This is a genomic window from Pectobacterium quasiaquaticum, assembly GCF_014946775.2.
In the GTDB taxonomy this organism is placed as follows: Bacteria; Pseudomonadota; Gammaproteobacteria; order Enterobacterales; family Enterobacteriaceae; genus Pectobacterium; species Pectobacterium aquaticum.
Map to the genome: position 1 here is coordinate 990,735 of NZ_CP065177.1, position 17,456 is coordinate 1,008,190.

A 17,456-nucleotide genomic window follows, 5' to 3' on the forward strand; every position below is an offset into this window, starting at 1 on the left:
AAGGGAAAAACGCTGAGCACATGATGAAATACAAAAAATTAGTGATAGCTCTGTCGGCCTGTTGGCTGGCGTCATGTCAGGCGCCCGTCACATCGCTGTCTGAATCGGAACTCGTGGCGTCAGCGAACCGGGGAAACGGTGAGGCGCAATATCAACTGGCAAAGACGCTAGCCGCGCGATCGCAGTACACCGAGGCGATGCAGTGGATGCAGAAGGCATCTGGTCTTTCTGAACTTCCCGCTAATGCGGAACTGCGCGCGGCCGCCGCGCTTCAGGTTGGAGACTGGTATCAGGCCGGGCTGGGGGCGCCCAAGAACAGCCCGTCTGCTCGCCAGTGGTGGACAACGTCCTCACGTCTGGGAAATGGCGAAGCGGGGCATCGGCTTGGTATGGACTGTCAGGTTCAACATCAGGGAAAGCTGGTGGCGGCCTGCCTGAATGCTTTTGAATCGGCTGCGGCAAATGGTTATCCCCCCGCGCAGTTGATTGTCGCCCAGTGGCACGCAACGCATGCGGGCGGCGAAAAAGAGGCCGTAGCGTGGTTGCTGAAGGCCTCCGAACTGGGTAATCGGGATGCGCAATATCAGTTGGCGCAGCGCTATGAGCAAGGTAAAGGTGTGGTGATCCGTCGCGATCTGGCTGAACGTTGGTATTTCCGCGCGGCGACGCTAGGTCAGGCACAGGCGCAGCTGTGGATGGCGCGACACGAAGATGGCGAAAATGCGCTGAACTGGTATAAAAAATCCGCCTCATCAGGTGATGCCGAAGCACAGCTTTGGCTGGGCAAGGCATACCGCGAAGGTAAGCATTTACCTTGGGATGAGCAAAAGGCGCGTTATTGGCTGGAGCGTGCCGCGTCTGGCGGATCGGGCGAGGCCGATTATCTGCTCAGTCAGAGCCAGACAACCCATGAAAAGCGCGAACAGTATCTGGTTCAGGCTTCCTCTGCGGGCTATATCCAGGCACAGCGCGAACTGGGTGAACGGTTATTTAAAGCGAACGAATTCGCACGTGCGCGTGAAGAATATGCCAAAGCGGCATCAGCAGGAGATGCTGAGTCCCGACTAGCCTATGGCGAGATGCTGCGGCTGGGACAAGGAGGAAAAGAGGATTATGTCGAGGCGATGAAGCAGTACCGTCTGGCGGCGAATGACGGTAATCGTATGGCTCAATATCGTATGGGCATGATGCGTCAGGACGGGCTGGGGGCTTCCCGCAATCGTATTCATGCATACGCCTGGTACGCGATGGCGGCGACGGAGGGGATGAGCGAAGCCATTCATGCGCGTAACGATCTGGAAGCGACGATGCAGCCGGATGAAATCAAAGCTGGGCAGCGGTTGGCGATGCACTGGTCATCCGGAAAAACGGAGTAACCCGTGGTGGTGCATTGAAGGGCAATATTTTCATCAGGATAGCGATGTACCGTACTGGGAGAACCGGTAGCCATAGCAACGGCGAAGAAGGAGAAAGCCGATAGCAAACAGTACAGGATTGCAGTTCACCGTAAAGGTCGGCGCCCTGACGGCAGGCACCTTTACGGTGGTGGATTTCTAGCTGGATGAAGGGCTGAACCGGCCTTTCAGCCTGTCGCTGAGTCTGGCTAACGCGCAGCCGGATATGGATTTCAGCGCAAGGCGGAAATATTGCGTGCAGTATCAGTAAAGACGATATTCCTGATGCGCAACCAAATGAAGAAACGAACGAGGCTGAAATTGAAAAAGAGTCAGTAAAAAATTCTTGCGCAGCAGGTCGAGATGGGACATTTCCCTTCCCATTATTTGATTGATAACTATTTCCCTGTCAGAACAGGTTGTTAAGTAAGTTCTTTTTTGTCACAGATGAGAAATGTGTTCTTCTTGCAGAAACACTGAACTGACAGGAATACTCATCACAATATTGAAAAAGCGACTAATAGTATCTTCTTCACAATTTGTTGATCTTCACCGCGAGCGATCTGTGACGAGGCATGACTTAGCTGCGCATCAATATAAATGGCTGCAAACTCTGATGAAATGTCTGCAGAAAACTCTCCTTTGGCCTTTGAACGTTCCACCCATTTTCTGAAAACTGATAATCCTTGTTCTTCAAGGAAATCTACTTGCGCTCGTGTTGCTTCACCCAAATGCATTCGTGATTCACGCATTTTTATAAAAAGACATCCATTTGGGGACTCATGATTACAACTAACTGAAGTGGCAAATGACACGAGGTTATCAAGTGCCTCTCGAAACGGAGTTTTACTATTCAACATCTGCTGTACTGGATTTAGCACTTGTTCCTGATATTTAATAAGAACAGCTTTCATCAATCCATCTTCATTCGAAAATTCACGGTAAAGACTAGGTTTCGATATACCAGATCTCCTGCAAATTTCATTAAGGGATAAGTTGCCGATGTCCTCTTTCCAATAGGCATCCATTGCTACATCCAGAACGTGATCACGATCTAAAGTCTTGGGGCGTCCCCTTGAAGGTTTGATAGGATTTAAATTCATTTTTATACCACCTGGTATTTTAATTTGACAAAAAATGCTTCCTTGTTTATTGTACCAACTGGTATTTAATTTTCAACCAAATAGGAAAAGAAAGATGAGTGAAGCAAAGAAAAGCATAGTGATCACTGGAAGCAGCAGTGGATTTGGCCGAAAAGCAGTAAAAGACTTTGCCGATAAAGGCTATCAAGTGTTCGCTGCCATGCGCGGTCCAGAAGGCAAGAACGCCGTAGTCAAGGCCGAGCTGGAAGCGCATAGCGATTTCATCCATGTTGTTGATATGGATGTCACCAACGACGAATCTGTCAAAGCCGCCATTGCGAACGTGCTCGATAAAGCAGGAAAAATTGATATTTTGCTTAACAATGCAGGCGTAATGTACCTTGGTATTACAGAAGCATTTAGCATTGCCCAAGCTAGAGAGCAGATGGAAACCAATTACTATGGTGCTATGCGTACTATACAGGCTGTTTTGCCTACTATGCGTGAGGCTAACTCCGGTTTGATCATTAACACCTCATCAATGGTTGGCCAGATTTCAGCGCCGTATTTCTCTACCTATGCAGCCACCAAACATGCTTTGGAAGGCTACCTCCAAGGCTTACGCTACGAAGTCGCACCTTTTGGTATTGATGTCGCTATAGTGCAACCAGGTCCATTCCCGACAGGTCTGAGTGCTGCTGGGCAACAACCTGCACGTACTGACGTACTGGATAGTTATGGCGAGTTGGCACAGATTCCAGCCGCTATGTTCGAGGCGTTCGGCAAATTTATGCAGAGTGAGCAAGCACCTGATCCACAAATGGTCGTAGACGCTTATTTAGCGTTAGCAGATATGCCTACTGGCAAACGCCCTACACGCACAGCGGTTGGTATGGTTTGGGGAGTTGATGAAATTAACGCTGCCAAGCAACCCATTCAAGACCGTGTTTTGAAAGAAATGCAACTAGACAATGTGTTAGGCGGTTCTGACGTGTAATTTCCGGTGTCAGGGGCGAATTATTTTTTGCCCCTTTTTTGCCCCTTTTTTGGCTTTGTTGAAGAAATCGAACTTTCTTCGATAAACAGGATCAGAATGTTCTCAACCCTGACAGAGCATGGCGAACCGTGGCAAAGCAAAAGTTCAACATTACCCATTGGAAAACTTATAACGATGCGCTTCGGCAGTGGGGGAAACTGACGCTCTAAATTCGTGATGACGCGACTGCTTCATGGTACGACAAGGCTCCTCCAGAGCGGCACGGCAGGCCGTTGCGCTACACCGATACGGCGATAATCACCGCGCTGATGCTCAAAATGTTTTTCATCAAAGCTAGGTCAAGTGTGAGCATTGGCTGATACTGTTATCCTATTTCAGCGGTCACTCAGGGTATTTTCTCCAGAAAAGAGGCGAAAAGTCGTATCTGCGGATCGATTGATTTCACGAATAAATTTACTTAACACATTCTTTTACTCAATCTCAGGCGGGCGTTGCTTAATAGCAATGCCCGTTTTTTTTACGGTAAATTGCGTTTTTCAGGGGGATTTTCCTCATAAAATGTTTGTATGTACTCACTTACATAAGTAAGCGGTGTGGTTCATTTATCACCTAAAATAGATTAATTCCTATCGGTAAGTATAAAATCAATAGTTTATATCTTCATTAAATTAATGCCTAACGCAAACTTTCAGCATAACTGCGCATTCTGCGCAACTTCTTGCTCACTTTCTGGTTGAAATCACTTTTTGCGCAATAGATGCCGTTTTTTCGCGAGGTCTGCGCAACTTCTTGCTCAAATTTTGCTTAAGGAAAATTTGAGTTAAGTAAATATCGTTATAAAACATGCAGATGAAAGTTGGCATGTGGATTGCTATACAGAGCGTGAAGTTATTCATTCTGTTTAATAACTCATTTCGTTCAACAACTCATTTCGTTCAACAACAAGGAGCAAGACTATGCCAACTCCATGCTATATCAGCATCGAAGGTAAAACTCAGGGCAACATTACTGCGGGTGCTTTCACGTCTGATTCGGTCGGTAACATCTATGTGCAAGGCCACGAAGATGAAATGCTGGTACAGGAATTCAAACACATTGTCACCGTCCCAACCGACCCACAGTCTGGTCAGCCGTCCGGTCAGCGTGTGCACAAGCCGTTCAAATTCACTGTCGCGCTGAACAAAGCCGTTCCACTGATGTACAACTCCCTGGCGTCCGGCGAAATGCTGCCGACCGTGACCCTGAAATGGTATCGCACCTCGGTGGAAGGCAAGCAAGAACACTTCTTCTCTACCGTGCTGACCGATGCCACCATCGTCGACATCGACTGCAAAATGCCACACTGTCAGGACCCGTCCAAACTGGACTACACCCAGTTGATTGAAGTGTCGCTGGCCTACCGCAAAATTGACTGGGAGCACACCGTTGCCGGGACTTCCGGCTCTGATGACTGGCGTGCACCGGTCGAAGCGTAATCCTTCTGTTTCTAACCCGGCCACCGTGCCGGGTTTTCTGCGTTTTTCTCAACGCGATGCTTTATCAACATGAACTGTGGTGTGAGCAGACTCAGACCACAGCGCAGGTTTTTATTTTAATCAGGATAGTGACGTGCCGCTCTGGGAAAACCCGAGGCGTGCGGTAGCCATGGTAACGGCGAAGGAAAAAGGAGAGGACAGGTGGCAAACAGTACAGGATTACAGTTCACCGTAAAGGTCGGTGCCCTGGAAGCAGGCACTTTCGCGGTGGTGGATTTCAGGCTGGATGAAGGGCTGAATAGGCCTTTCAGCCTGTCGCTGAGTCTGGCAAGCGCGTTGCCGGATGTCGATTTCGGCGCGGTGCTGGACCAGCCGTGCGAGTTGATGATCTGGTATGAAGGCGAACTGAAACGTCGGGTCAGCGGGATTATCAGCGGCTTTACGCAGGGTGACACCGGATTCCGGCGCACGCGCTATCAGATAGACGTCCGTCCTGCCCTGTGGCGACTGGGATTACGCACCAACGCCCGCATCTTTCAGGCGCAGAAGCCGGAAGCGATTATCGGGGCGCTGCTGGAAGAAGCCGGTATCACCGACTACGCCTTTGCGCTGCGCCATGCGCACGCGCCACGCGAATACTGCGTGCAGTATCGGGAAAGCGATTTAGCCTTTATCACCCGACTGGCCGCCGAGGAGGGCATGTATTTCTTCCACGAATACGAAGAAGGTAAGCACCGGGTGGTGTTTGCCGACGATGCGGGCGCACTGACCAAAGGCCCCGAGTTGTTCTTCAACTTGGCGACACAAGGGCTGAGTGAGGGCGAATATGTCCGGCGCTTCCACTACGCAGAGCGGGTGAGTACGGCCGAAGTCGAGTTGAAAGACTACAGCTTCAAGACACCGGCTTACGGGCTGTCGCACAAGAAAATGAGCAGTGAGCTGGCACACCAGCGCGAAAGCTATCAGCATTACGACTACCCGGGGCGCTATAAGCAAGACCCGAGCGGCAAGGCGTTCAGCGGCTACCGGCTGGATGCGCTGCGCTCAGGAGCGGTGACAAGCGAAGGCGAATCCAACTGCGCGGGGCTGATGCCGGGCAACACCTTCACGCTGACGGAGCACCCGAATGCGACGCTGAATGCGGTGTGGCAGACGGTGAGCGTGACGCACGTCGGGCAACAGCCGCAGGCGCTGGAAGAGGAAAGCGGCGGCGAACCGACGACCATGAGCAACAGTTTCGAGGTCATCAGCGCGAAAAGCACCTGGCGCGCTGCCATGCCCTACAAACCGATGGTGGACGGCCCGCAAATCGCCACTGTTGTTGGTCCGGCAGGGGAAGAGATCTACTGCGATCAGTATGGTCGGGTAAAACTGCAATTCCCGTGGGACAGATACGGGGCGAGTAACGATCAGAGTTCCTGCTGGGTACGCGTCAGTCAGGGCTGGGCGGGCGGCCAGTACGGCATGATTGCCATCCCGCGCATCGGCCATGAAGTGATCGTCAGCTTCCTTGAAGGCGATCCGGACCAGCCGATTGTCACCGGGCGTACTTTCCACGCTACCAACCCGACGCCGTACGTTTTACCAGCACATAAAACACGCACGACACTGCGTACCGATACGCATAAAGGCAGTGGTTTCAACGAACTGCGTTTTGAGGATGAGGCGACGCGTGAGCAAATTTACTATCATGCTCAGAAAGATATGGATGGTGTTATCAACAACATCCACCGGCAAAGCGTAGGGCGCGATCAGCATCTCAGCGTGGATCAGGATCAGTTCCAACGGGTCACGCGTCACCGCCACCGAACGATAGGCAAGGATGATTTTGAAAACATAGGTCAGGATCATCATCAGGAAATTGGCCGGAGTTTTATTCAGAAAATTGGTGCGTCGTTCAAACGTTTCATCGGCGGGGGAGAAATTACCCGTATCGAAGGGAGCCGTCAGACCACGATGTCCGGTTCTGAAGAGACGCTGATCGGTGCGCACCAGCGCGTTCTGGTGAATACGGACAGCTACCTGAAAGCCGCGGATATCGTGCTGGAAGCGGGGCAGGCTCTGACCATTAAAGCGCCAGGCGGTTTCATCAAGATTGATAGCGCGGGTGTCACCATTTCTGGGACGATTGTGAAGATCAACGATGGCGGTGCGGCGGGTGTAGGGACTGCGCCAGTATCCATTACGCCAGAAGACCCCACGAAGCCGACGCTGCCCGATGCGCCAGACAGACGTTAAGGAGGAACTATGCCAGGTGCTGCACGTTTAGGGGACAGCTGTGCGGGTCACGGCTGTTTCCCTGCCACCCCGATTATCGAAGGCAGCGGTGATGTCATCATCAATGGCAAACCAGCGGCCCGTAAAGGCGATGGGGTTTTGCTCCATGCCTGCCCTTGCCCAAATATGCCCCACGGTGTGCACAATCGTGCGATATCCGCGGGCTCTGGTACGGTCATCATCAATGGAAAGCTGGCGGCGCGTATTGGTGATGCGATCGGCTGCGGCGGCTCGGTTGCTGCTGGCAGCGGGAATGTGATCATCGGCGATTCGCCCTATCAATCCCCAGTGAAGCCGTGCGCTGAGCAATCGGCAAAAAGCCGCGCGCCTCTGCTGGCATTGACGCCGATGCTGTTGCCGACGCTGATGGAGTGGGCGTCGGTCGCCGAGCTTCCCATTCTTGATGACCTGCTCTCCGTCGCCCAACGTAAAGATCGCTATCTGGCACGCACCACATTGGCGACCGAGGCGGCAACGCTGCCGGGATTAGCCGATGCGGCAAAGCGACTGGCGTTTAACAACGACAGCATCTTACGCGCTGAGGCGGCTCAGTACGTTTATTCGGTCGATGAATTCCGACGAGGCGTGCTGGATAAACTGCCGAAAGCACCGGTTGGATTGGATATTCTGGATACCAGCGCGATCCCTGGACTAAAAAATGCCAACATGACGGATATGAAAACAGGGTTTGGTTCTGCTTTGTTCAAATCTGCGATTAATGGCGAAACGATGTTGACCTATCGGGGCACGAATAACGCGGTGACAGGGGCTAAAGACTGGTTGACTAATGCTGCTCAGGGGATGGGACTTGAATCTGCTCAGTATAATCAGGCAATGGATTTAGCAAAACTGGTAAAAAGAGCTGTCTCACCACCTCCCGTCATTGTAGGGCATTCATTAGGCGGTGGCCTGGCATCGGCTGGTGTTGGCGTCACGGGATTGCTGGGTTATACCTTCAATGCTGCGGGTTTGCATACGAATACCGTGGCGCGCGTTGGTGGTGCCGATTTGGCGAAAACCGCCTCCTTAATAAAGACGCAGGCAGTGGATGGTGAGGTATTAACCATGGCACAAACCTACGGTAAGGCATTGATTCCAGGTTTATTGTCTGGCGCGGGCGCATTGATTGGTGGAACCGCCGGTGCAGTGCTCGGGGGAGTCATCGGTGTTGCAAAACTGTTGGAAGGGGGGCTGCCGAAAGCCAGCGGTGATATGATGGCGCTTCCCGCTGTTGGCGGTTCACCGATTGCGCGCCACGGTATGGATCAGGTGATTGCGGGTATTGAAAGCCAGAAAAAGGAAGATATCGGGAAGATAACCAATACATTCAGGGGAATATAATGCAATGGTTGGCACGTATAAAATGGGTAGGCGTCGTTATTCTGGGATTATTAACCGCTTGTCAGGCGGGAGGACACAGTATGCGGGCGAGTGAACTTTTTGAGCCACCCGTGGTGGCGGTATTGCAGAGTATCCAAAAAGGTGACGAAGCAGCGGCGCGTTATCAACTGTCGCAGGGCGTTAACCTGAATATTCAGGGCAAAGAAGGGGTGACGCCGCTGCTGTGGCTGATTTATGAGACGAAGGATAAAAAGGCCGTCACGCTGGCGCTTAAACTGGGTGTCGACCCGAATTATAAAGATGGGTTTGGCGACAGTGCAGTCAATTCCGTGGCGGGTGCCAAAGATCCAGACTGGCTGCGTATTATTCTGGATGCGGGGGGCGATCCGAATGCGATTGGGCGTCTTGGCCAGCCCGCAATATTTAGTGCTATTGGGGAAGAGCGCTGGGCCGATATTAAATTGCTTGTAGAGCGGGGCGCTGATTTGAATCTCGTTGATGGCCCCAAAAGAAACAGCGCCCTCTATGCTGCTTATCTGAATAAATATGAAATTGTATATTGGCTGATAGAACACGGCGCAGATAGTAATATTTATGATGAGACAGGCAGTAATCTCGCTTTTACCGTGGATGACAGCTTATCCATTATGTCTCCTAAATCTCCTCACTACCCTTGGGCGCTAAAGGTAAAACAGCTGTTACTGGATCGCGGCGTTAAATTCCCACCGCTTCCGCCTGCGGAGGTCAGGGAGCGTTGGGAAAAAGGACTGCCGTTGTAATTTCCTTTTTATTCACGGCTTTTATTATTTTCCCTACGTCATAAAAATAAACTGCACTTCCAGACCAGATAATCAGCATGATTATTTGGTCATTGCTATAACACTTAATACACGCTCATCGTATTAAAAATCATCTCATTTATTTATAGGCAAATAGCGATGATAACGAACAGTTATACTCTGTTTGAAATCAGCCAGGTTGATGCGCCTTTGTACGCGATTATTTCACCGCTGAGCTATCCCGAATTACCTGAATATTGGCAGGCTTTTCAACCTGCGGCGGCGGAGATATGGCAACCGCTGTATTTTGGCAAAGGTGCCGAAAGCTGGCAGATATGGGCGCCCATTGTGGTGAAAATAGAAGAAGGAAAACCAGGAGAAACATTACTGCATTGGCTGACCGATACACAGCCAGCGCGACAGAGCGGTGTGATCCTCATGCATAGCGAGCTGGCATTGCAACAGGTTATTGATTTTTGGCAGCAGCGCATTTTTTGTCTCTGGCCTGATGGCACACGAGCACTATTTCGTAGCTATGCACCAGAGGTGTTATTGGCCTGGTGGTCTACCTTGGACTTTGCTGCACAAACGGACTTTCTCGGTCCACTGAATAACCTGTATTTGCCCATCATGAATAGTGAACGTGGGGAGTATCAGCTATTCGTACAGCAGGATATTCATAAAGAAAATAAGAGTGCTATTCATAGCGAATACCAGATTAATTTGACACGTTATCAATATTACCTTCTCGCTAATGATAATCGCCTGCACCGACTGGCTAATGAACTATTTCTTTTTGTCAGTGCACAATGTTTTTTTCCTCTGGATATTGAAATAGTAAAAGCTCGCTTTATTAGCGGCATTGCATTAGCTGAGAACTATTACCCGAAAGCCAGCGAAGCGGAATGTGAAGCCTGGTCTGCTCATCGCTGGGTGCTCGGCAGTGAATTCTATTTGCACCCGATCTTTATTCATCTAACTGAACGTTATTCGATCGCGGACAGTATTCGGATTTTTAAATCCGAACCTGAACGTATTGATAGTGTGCAGCTTAATTACCATCGCCCTGGTTGGATGCGGGGCGAACTGCCTGACATAACGGAGGTCACGCTGTGAGTGTATCGCAACCTTTCCTTGAACTGCTGCCGGAAGATGACGCCGTCTGGCAAACGCGTATCGCTCAGGGCGGCTGTTTTGTTATCGCCGAAGCGTCGATGAACGATGCTGTGCCGTGGCTGGCCGAACGCTGGGGGGGCAGCCTGGAACAGACGCGTTTGTACTGGGGAGAAGCGGGGCGCGTGCATGCCTCGGTATCGCCTTATTGCATCCCGCTTCACGCCGCTAACTGGTCGCAGGTGAAAGAACACATCATCACTCAGCCGGGCTGGGGAATGGGGCTACAGATGGAATGGTTTATGCAGGCATATTCACCGCTCGATCAGCTACTTGAGGTGACGAAACATCTGCGACAGTGGAGCCTGGTGACCTCACCTTCTGGGGAGAATGCCATCATGCGTGTCGGTGACTGGCAGGTGATGAATCAGCTGTTATCCGCCAGTTCCGCACAGGAAGCCTGTGCGCTCTATGGCCCAATAGCCAGCTTCTGCGATATTTCCCCTGACGGCACGATACGTGCCTTAAATCTCACCGCCCGCGAACCGCACTCTATTCCTGACATCCTGCCTCGCCAACTGAGTGACGAACAATGGCAAGCCATCATGGTGCCTTACGGACATCACAATCTGGCGCGCTATATGGAACATCTGCGTGCTTACCATGCTGACTGGCAACACGTGCCTGATGATGAACTACAGGCGTTTACCCATCAGCAGGCGGAACAGGCGAGGAACAGCGGCTTTAACAACGACCGCGATATCGTACGCTGGCTGGCACTGGCGACAGAACTTTCGCCGGAATTCATGCAGCAGCCCTGGGCAAAAAACATTCTGGTACAGCCTGAATATATTGGCACGCAAAGTCGTATGGATCGCCTGTATCAGGCAGCCATTGACCACCTGGACGAAGCATAAAATAAAAAGGACGTCATTTCATGAGTCAGGATAAAAGCAGCGCGTTAGCTGCCAGCGGGGATGCCGCGAAGCGTAATTTCACCACGGATAATAAAATTTCAGGGGGATGTACAACCTGTGGCTGCGAAATACTCGTTTATTACCATTACGATTCGGGTGAACCAATACCGAATGCCCCTTTTCAATTAACCGATAGCAATAATCACGAGATACGGGGTAAAACTGACGAAAATGGCCTGTTTTTCATCCACGACATGGGGTGTAGCACGTATGAACTCATTTTGGGGGAAGGCAGCGATACGTTCGACCCTAAAGAAACGGTGCAAAACAACCCCGTTTTGATGTCTAACCCTGCCTATGCGAGTTTTGCCGGAGAATACTTTTCCCTGTTCGTCATTCTGAGAGCGCAAGGGCTGGTGGAGTATGGGTCTGTCCAGCAGTCAGTGAGAATGCCGCTGAGCACGATACCGGATCAATATAAACCGGCGTTGAAACGCTTCTGGGAATTGGAAAGGCAGCTCTATGGAAGTGATAGCGAGCTTCAACGGGAAATCCGCCGGATTCAGCACCAACAGGCGGCGGAGGTAGCGAGTAAGGCATCCAGTATTGATAACGCCGTTCTGCTGTTCTGTGAAGTCATTTTGGGCTGCATTCCCGTAGTCGGGCAGGTAATGGACGTCTATTTTCTAGGGAAGTGGTGCTGGGATAGTTATGAAGATGCTGAGTTATTGAACGACACCATGCATCAGATTGACGGGGTGCTGTGCGTCATTGGGTTTGTTCCTGGTGCGGGGGATGCGCTAAAAGTCAGTGGGAATGCCATTACGCAAGCTTTACGGAAACTGAAAGGCGCGAAAGGTAACAAACAGCAGCATATTGAGGAAGCCACTCAAATTATTCGCAGTTTGAGTAAAGGTAATATAGTCAACTGGTTGATGGGTATACGTTCTGATATCAGAATGTACGCTGATAAAGGGAAAAAAATACTGGAAACCATGAAAGCGGCGCTGGATCTGCTGGTGAAAAGTGTTTCTGGTGAGCGCAGTTGGATCGTTGTGCTGATGGCTGACAGCTTTCGAGCCATGGTGAACGTCCTCGAAAAATTAATCTCAATGTTTACCGTTGTCACGGCATTAATTGAGGATGAATTTGCTGAATTTATCCCTCAAATCATGACGCAGGTTATTGGCAGTGCTCGGCCTAAAGGGAGCTGCGAGTTATCTGCCATGACGGTGCAAAAGGGGGGATCGGGTGACTATCGTACCGAAGAGGAAATCACTGAATTTAATCAACGGGCAGAAAAGCCTGGTGGCTTGACGATGGCTGAGGCCGGAATGATGTCGTCAGTAGGGATACTTTCTGCTATGTCAGGAAAAGGCGGTAAGAATAGAGTCGGTATAGCCTCTCAGGGCGGGAAACATTCGACGAGCGCCCCACATGCCTCTCAACGCCCACATACACCGTCTGAGCAGCACCCTTCCACGTCATCGGAAACATCGCCGAACACTAAACCGCAGCCAAACACTAAACCACAGCCAAAAAGTGAATCCAGCAGCGATAAAAAACCACAACAAAAACCTGATGAAGCAAAAAGCAAAGATAAAGGCACGCCGCAAGATGATAAGGAAACGATAGAACTACCTAAAGGCACGCAGCCCATAACGCCCGGTGCTGCTCATCCATCGAAGCCAGGTGACGATGGCGCAGCACAGAAGAAGGCTCGAGATCAGAACGACGGTACTGAGACTGATTCTAATAATGGTGAGAAAAAGGGTGACCCGGTCGATATGGCAACCGGGGCGGTGGTGGAGCAGCGCACTGATATTCAGGTCAGCAGTCCGCTGCCGCTTTCATTGCAACGTTATTATCGTTCCACGGGAGAGCGACATCCCGGTTTGTTGGGGACGCTGTGGCGTACTAACTGGGATATCAGCCTGACGCTTAACGATGGCGTAGCGACGCTAACGGACGGTGAATTCAATCAGGCATTCTTCGCCCTGCCAAATAATGAAGGGGAGGTCAGTCGCTCATCGTCAAACCCACAATGGCGGTTGACCCGGCAGCAGGGTGAACTGGTACTCCACCATGTCAGTGGCCTACGCTATCGGTTTGAATATGCGCTCGGTCTCCAACTTTGTTTGACATCTATCGACGATGCTGCGGGCCATCGAGTGACTTTCGAATGGGTGTTGGGTGAACTGCGTTGGGTTGCTTTGTCGGACGGGCGTTTAATCCACGTCACATCGGAACACCAAAGGATTACGACACTCACACTATGCACCCCGCAGCACCAGCCCTTAAAAACGCTGGTGAGCTATAGCTATGACGATCATGGGCATTTACTGAGCGTACGGGCAGATGAGGGGCGTAATTTTGACTATCGCTACTCACAGGAAGGCTGGCTGTTACGCTGGTCGGACTTAGGTTCGACCTGGGTTGAGCACGACTACGATAAAAAAGGCCGCGCCATCCGCGACAGAACGTCGGAAGGCTACTGGCCGGGTCACTTCGAATACGACGATGACACCCTGACCAGCCACTACCACAGCGGGTTTGGTGGGGTATTCAGCTATGTGCGCGATGAACGTAATAATATCCTGCTCAAACGCACACCCGACGGTGGTGAGACCCGGTTTGAGTGGGTGGACAACCAACTGGTGGCCGAGATCGATCCGCTGGGGGGCCGCACGACATATCAGCGTAACGACTGGGGGCAGGTGACCGAGGTTACTCTCCCTGACGGTACGGTGCATCAATATGAATATGATGATAACGGACAACTGCTGGCCTATATCGATCCGCTAGGCAGCGAATGGTGCTACCAGCGTAATGCGGCCGGGCAGGTTGTCGAGGTAAATGACCCGGAAGGGCGAGAGTGGCTGTACCGTTATGGTGACACGGGGCAGCTGTCGACGGTGATAGGCCCGGATGGTGTGTTGCAGCGTTATCACTATAACCGCCGTGGCCTGCTGAGCCGCCTTGAGCGGGATAATGCGCCACCAGTCATGTTCCGGTATGACGACCTTGACCGCCTGACGGAGCGGCATATCGGGCATGAAGCGGGCGTGCAGGTGCGGCGCTGGGAGTATGACGGCGTGCGCGAGTCACCGTCGAAAGTGGTATATGAAGACGGCAGCGAGACGCGGTTTGGTTACGATGTGGAAGGTAACCTGACGGCGGTGACGGATGCACTGGGGCAGCGCTACCAGTTCCGCTATGGGGCGTTCGATAACCTGCTGGAGGCGACCGACCCGCTGGGAGCGACGGTACGCTACCACTACAATGCGGAAGCGGCGTTCGCCGGGGTGACGAACAGTCAGGGACGGGACTGGACGTACGGCTTTGACCGCAGTGGACGGTTGAGCGAGGAACGACATTACGACGGGCGGGTGTACCGCTATCAGTACGATGTAGCCGACCGTCTGGTGCAGCGCACCGCGCCGGATGGCAGCACGCTGCACTACGAACATGATGCGGCAGGGCGGATAACGCGCATCACGGCGCGGAAAGCGGACGGGGAAATGGACGGCATCACGGAACTGGCGTATGACGTGGCCGGTCGGCTGACGAAAGCCGCCAACCCGGATGCGGTGGTGGAATACGCCTATAACCGGGCGGGGCAGGTGACGTCGGAAACGGTCAACGGCGAGGCGGTGCAGAGCGGTTACGACGCGGGTGGTCAGCGTGCGGTGGTGGAAGGGATTCTGGCCCCGCTGCAGCTGGCGTGGCAGTCAGGTCGGCTGTCATCGCTGGGTATCGGCTCTCACCAGCCGTTGCAGTTCAGCCACACGGCAGCGGGGGAAGAGCAGCGACGCAGTAACGGCAGCGGGTTTGCATTACGCCACGAGTGGAGCCCGACGGGGCTGTTGCAGCGTCAGGCGCTGGAAGGGGCGGACGGCCGGGTGAATGACGTGCTGGAGCGTCGTTATCAGTACGATGTGCTGGACCGGCTGACGGGCATCAGCGACAGCCACTGGGGTGAACAGGCGTTCCGGCTGAACGGGGCGGGTCAGGTCACGGCAGAGCGCCGTGATGAGGGGCGGCGGCGTCAGGCACGGCTGTTTGGCTACGACAGCGAACAGAACCTGTGCGAGGTGTCGCAGATAGCACCGGGTCTGGGCGAGACGCTGAAGGTGCAGGATGCGGTGGTGCAGGCGTCGGCGCGGTACGATGCGGCGGGACGGGTCATCGAGCGGGGTCATACGCAGTACCGGTATGATGACTGCGGGCGTCTGGCGGTGAAGCGGGAAACGCGGCCGGGGTTCAGGCCGAAGGAAACGTACTTTGACTGGGACGTGCAGGACCGTCTGGTGCGGGTAAGCCTGCCGGACGGGGCACGCTGGCGGTATCGCTACGATGCGTTTGGCCGCAGAGTCAGTAAGGTACGTGAGGGACAACTCCCTTCGGCGCAGGCGGTCGCGCGGGTGGCGTACCGGTGGGACGGTGACCAGTTGATTGGTCAGCAGCAGTACCGTGCGGACGGGTCAGCAGCACGGGAAGTACAGTGGGTATACGAGCCGGGAAGCTTCCGGCCGCTGGCACAGGTGGAGGCGCAGGGCGACAGCACACAACTGCACTACATCGTGACCGACCTGACAGGAACGGCGAGAGAGTTGTGCAGCGAGGAAGGGGAAGTCCGCTGGCGCGGGGAACAGGGGCTGTGGGGCACACACAGGGAAGAGCGACGGCCTATCCCGCTGCGGCGCTACCTGGGCGATGCGGCGAACGAAGAGGTGTACTGCGAGCTGCGTTATCAGGGGCAGTTGTTTGATGCGGAAACGGGATTATATTATAATCGGCACCGTTATTTTGATCCGGATACAGCGCAGTATTTGTCGCCTGACCCGATAGGGCTGCTGGGTGGTAGAAGGGCATATGGTTATGTAAAAAATCCGCTCAGTTGGGTAGATCCCCTTGGATTGACACCGAAGGAAACAATAACGTACCGAGGGGATTCAAGAGATCCTAATACTATTTTTAATGAAGGTTTTCAGCCTTGGGGGGATAGTAATGATCTTTTTAAACACGCTTCCGATAATACATCTCCCCCTAGTAATTTTATAAGCACATCTAAATCACCAGAAGTAGCCGCAGAATTTGGTTCGCAGCTCTATACAGAAAGTGGCTATGTGTACGCTATAAGATCTAATAATGGCATAGATGTTAATTCTGTATTGGGAAAAGCGACACCATTCCCTCGTGAATTAGAGGTCGCAATTCCTCGGGGAGTTAAACCAGAGAATGTATTAGGTGTAACTCCGGTTAATGCCGATGGAACTTTTGGAAATTATAGTATATTAAATCCTAAGCATTATGGGTGGTGATGATGATTAATAGTGTTGATGTCAGTTTATTAATTGATGGAAAAGAGACTCTTGGGACGATAGTTCTGAAGAAAGACTCATCTTGTTTGATGACTTTACTTGTTAATGGGGAAGTTATAGAACAATCTCAAGCTAATGATTTTTTTTCTTGTCTCTGTGGTTTAAGAGATAAAGTAAAAAATATCACTTTCTTATGTAAAGGGGCAAAAAAGAATGTGTACCCTTCGAGAATGGCTAGACAGATGGCAAACGGAATAAAAGCTTATGAATTAACTTGGGGGAGGCAAGCTGATCGGGGTGATTTGGTTGGTATCTTTGATTATGAAGTAGAAGATTTAGTTAGCCCTGATGAGCAAAAAGAATATTTTGATAAATGGATAAGTTCTCTGGGAGAGTGATTTCTTAATTAAAAAATAGCCGGAAGCGATCTGATGATCCTTCCGGCTATTTTATTTTTAGCAGTTAGTCAGCAGTTATAAATTAATCTGCGTCTCAATAATAATCCTGCCTCTTTCCACCGTGACGGTCACGGGCATCCCGGTGATAAACCCCGACTCTTCCAGCCAGCGACCTTTAAGATTGATGGCCGATGGCGGGTTGGATTTACCATTATGCGGGGCGTATCCCACGGTGTAGTAACGCTCTGTTTTGGCTGCTTTATTAACGGTGACGCCTGACTTAGAATGTGCCTTAGCCATAGTAACTACCTCTTTTAGTTGCTTGTGGTGAGCGGCGTGGGTGAGGTGCGAACTCATCT

At 51.9% G+C, this 17,456-nt stretch carries 12 protein-coding genes; 10 read left to right on the forward strand and 2 right to left on the reverse strand.

The features are described 5' to 3' along the window. The first annotated feature begins 20 nt into the window (after positions 1–20). A complete protein-coding gene (locus IG609_RS04525; protein ID WP_116186547.1) occupies positions 21–1,376 on the forward strand; it encodes a tetratricopeptide repeat protein in 1,356 nt (451 codons plus the stop codon). Between the two features lie 515 nt (positions 1,377–1,891). Here IG609_RS04525 and IG609_RS04530 read toward each other — a convergent pair. Further along, positions 1,892–2,497 (reverse strand): TetR/AcrR family transcriptional regulator, encoded by a 606-nt coding sequence (locus tag IG609_RS04530; RefSeq protein ID WP_051910628.1) that lies wholly within the window; start codon positions 2,495–2,497, stop codon positions 1,892–1,894. A 94-nt stretch (positions 2,498–2,591) separates the two neighbouring features. On the opposite strand from IG609_RS04530, the gene IG609_RS04535 reads away from it, so the two are divergent. From IG609_RS04535 to IG609_RS04580, 9 genes are all read left to right on the forward strand, one after another. Continuing rightward, positions 2,592–3,473 (forward strand): SDR family oxidoreductase, encoded by an 882-nt coding sequence (locus tag IG609_RS04535; protein WP_193399187.1) that lies wholly within the window; start codon positions 2,592–2,594, stop codon positions 3,471–3,473. 956 nt (positions 3,474–4,429) lie between these two features. Next, entirely contained in the window at positions 4,430–4,948 is a 519-nt protein-coding gene (locus IG609_RS04545) for an Hcp family type VI secretion system effector (RefSeq protein WP_116186550.1), read from the forward strand. Between the two features lie 201 nt (positions 4,949–5,149). Next, complete coding sequence (locus IG609_RS04550; RefSeq protein WP_250127233.1) at positions 5,150–7,186, forward strand: type VI secretion system Vgr family protein; 2,037 nt, start codon at positions 5,150–5,152, stop codon at positions 7,184–7,186. 9 nt (positions 7,187–7,195) lie between these two features. Further along, positions 7,196–8,566: a PAAR domain-containing protein gene (locus IG609_RS04555; protein ID WP_193401198.1), complete on the forward strand. Its 1,371-nt coding sequence runs from the start codon at positions 7,196–7,198 to the stop codon at positions 8,564–8,566. A gap of 80 nt (positions 8,567–8,646) precedes the next feature. Further along, complete coding sequence (locus tag IG609_RS04560) at positions 8,647–9,345, forward strand: ankyrin repeat domain-containing protein (protein ID WP_193399353.1); 699 nt, start codon at positions 8,647–8,649, stop codon at positions 9,343–9,345. A 159-nt stretch (positions 9,346–9,504) separates the two neighbouring features. Next, complete coding sequence (locus IG609_RS04565; RefSeq protein ID WP_193401196.1) at positions 9,505–10,461, forward strand: DUF4123 domain-containing protein; 957 nt, start codon at positions 9,505–9,507, stop codon at positions 10,459–10,461. Further along, the gene (locus IG609_RS04570; protein ID WP_193401194.1) at positions 10,458–11,375 is read left to right on the forward strand and encodes a DUF4123 domain-containing protein; all 918 of its coding nucleotides are present in this window, start codon (positions 10,458–10,460) and stop codon (positions 11,373–11,375) included. The genes IG609_RS04565 and IG609_RS04570 overlap by 4 nt, the downstream gene beginning before the upstream one ends. A 20-nt stretch (positions 11,376–11,395) precedes the next feature. Next, complete coding sequence (locus IG609_RS04575) at positions 11,396–16,699, forward strand: RHS repeat-associated core domain-containing protein (RefSeq protein ID WP_250127234.1); 5,304 nt, start codon at positions 11,396–11,398, stop codon at positions 16,697–16,699. Beyond that, positions 16,699–17,097, forward strand: coding sequence for a hypothetical protein (locus IG609_RS04580; RefSeq protein ID WP_226374246.1), 399 nt, complete (start codon positions 16,699–16,701; stop codon positions 17,095–17,097). Before IG609_RS04575 ends, IG609_RS04580 begins: the two co-directional genes overlap by 1 nt. A gap of 75 nt (positions 17,098–17,172) precedes the next feature. On the opposite strand, the gene IG609_RS04585 is transcribed toward IG609_RS04580, so the two are convergent. Further along, positions 17,173–17,397, reverse strand: coding sequence for a SymE family type I addiction module toxin (locus tag IG609_RS04585; RefSeq protein ID WP_110372355.1), 225 nt, complete (start codon positions 17,395–17,397; stop codon positions 17,173–17,175). Positions 17,398–17,456: the final 59 nt, after the last annotated feature.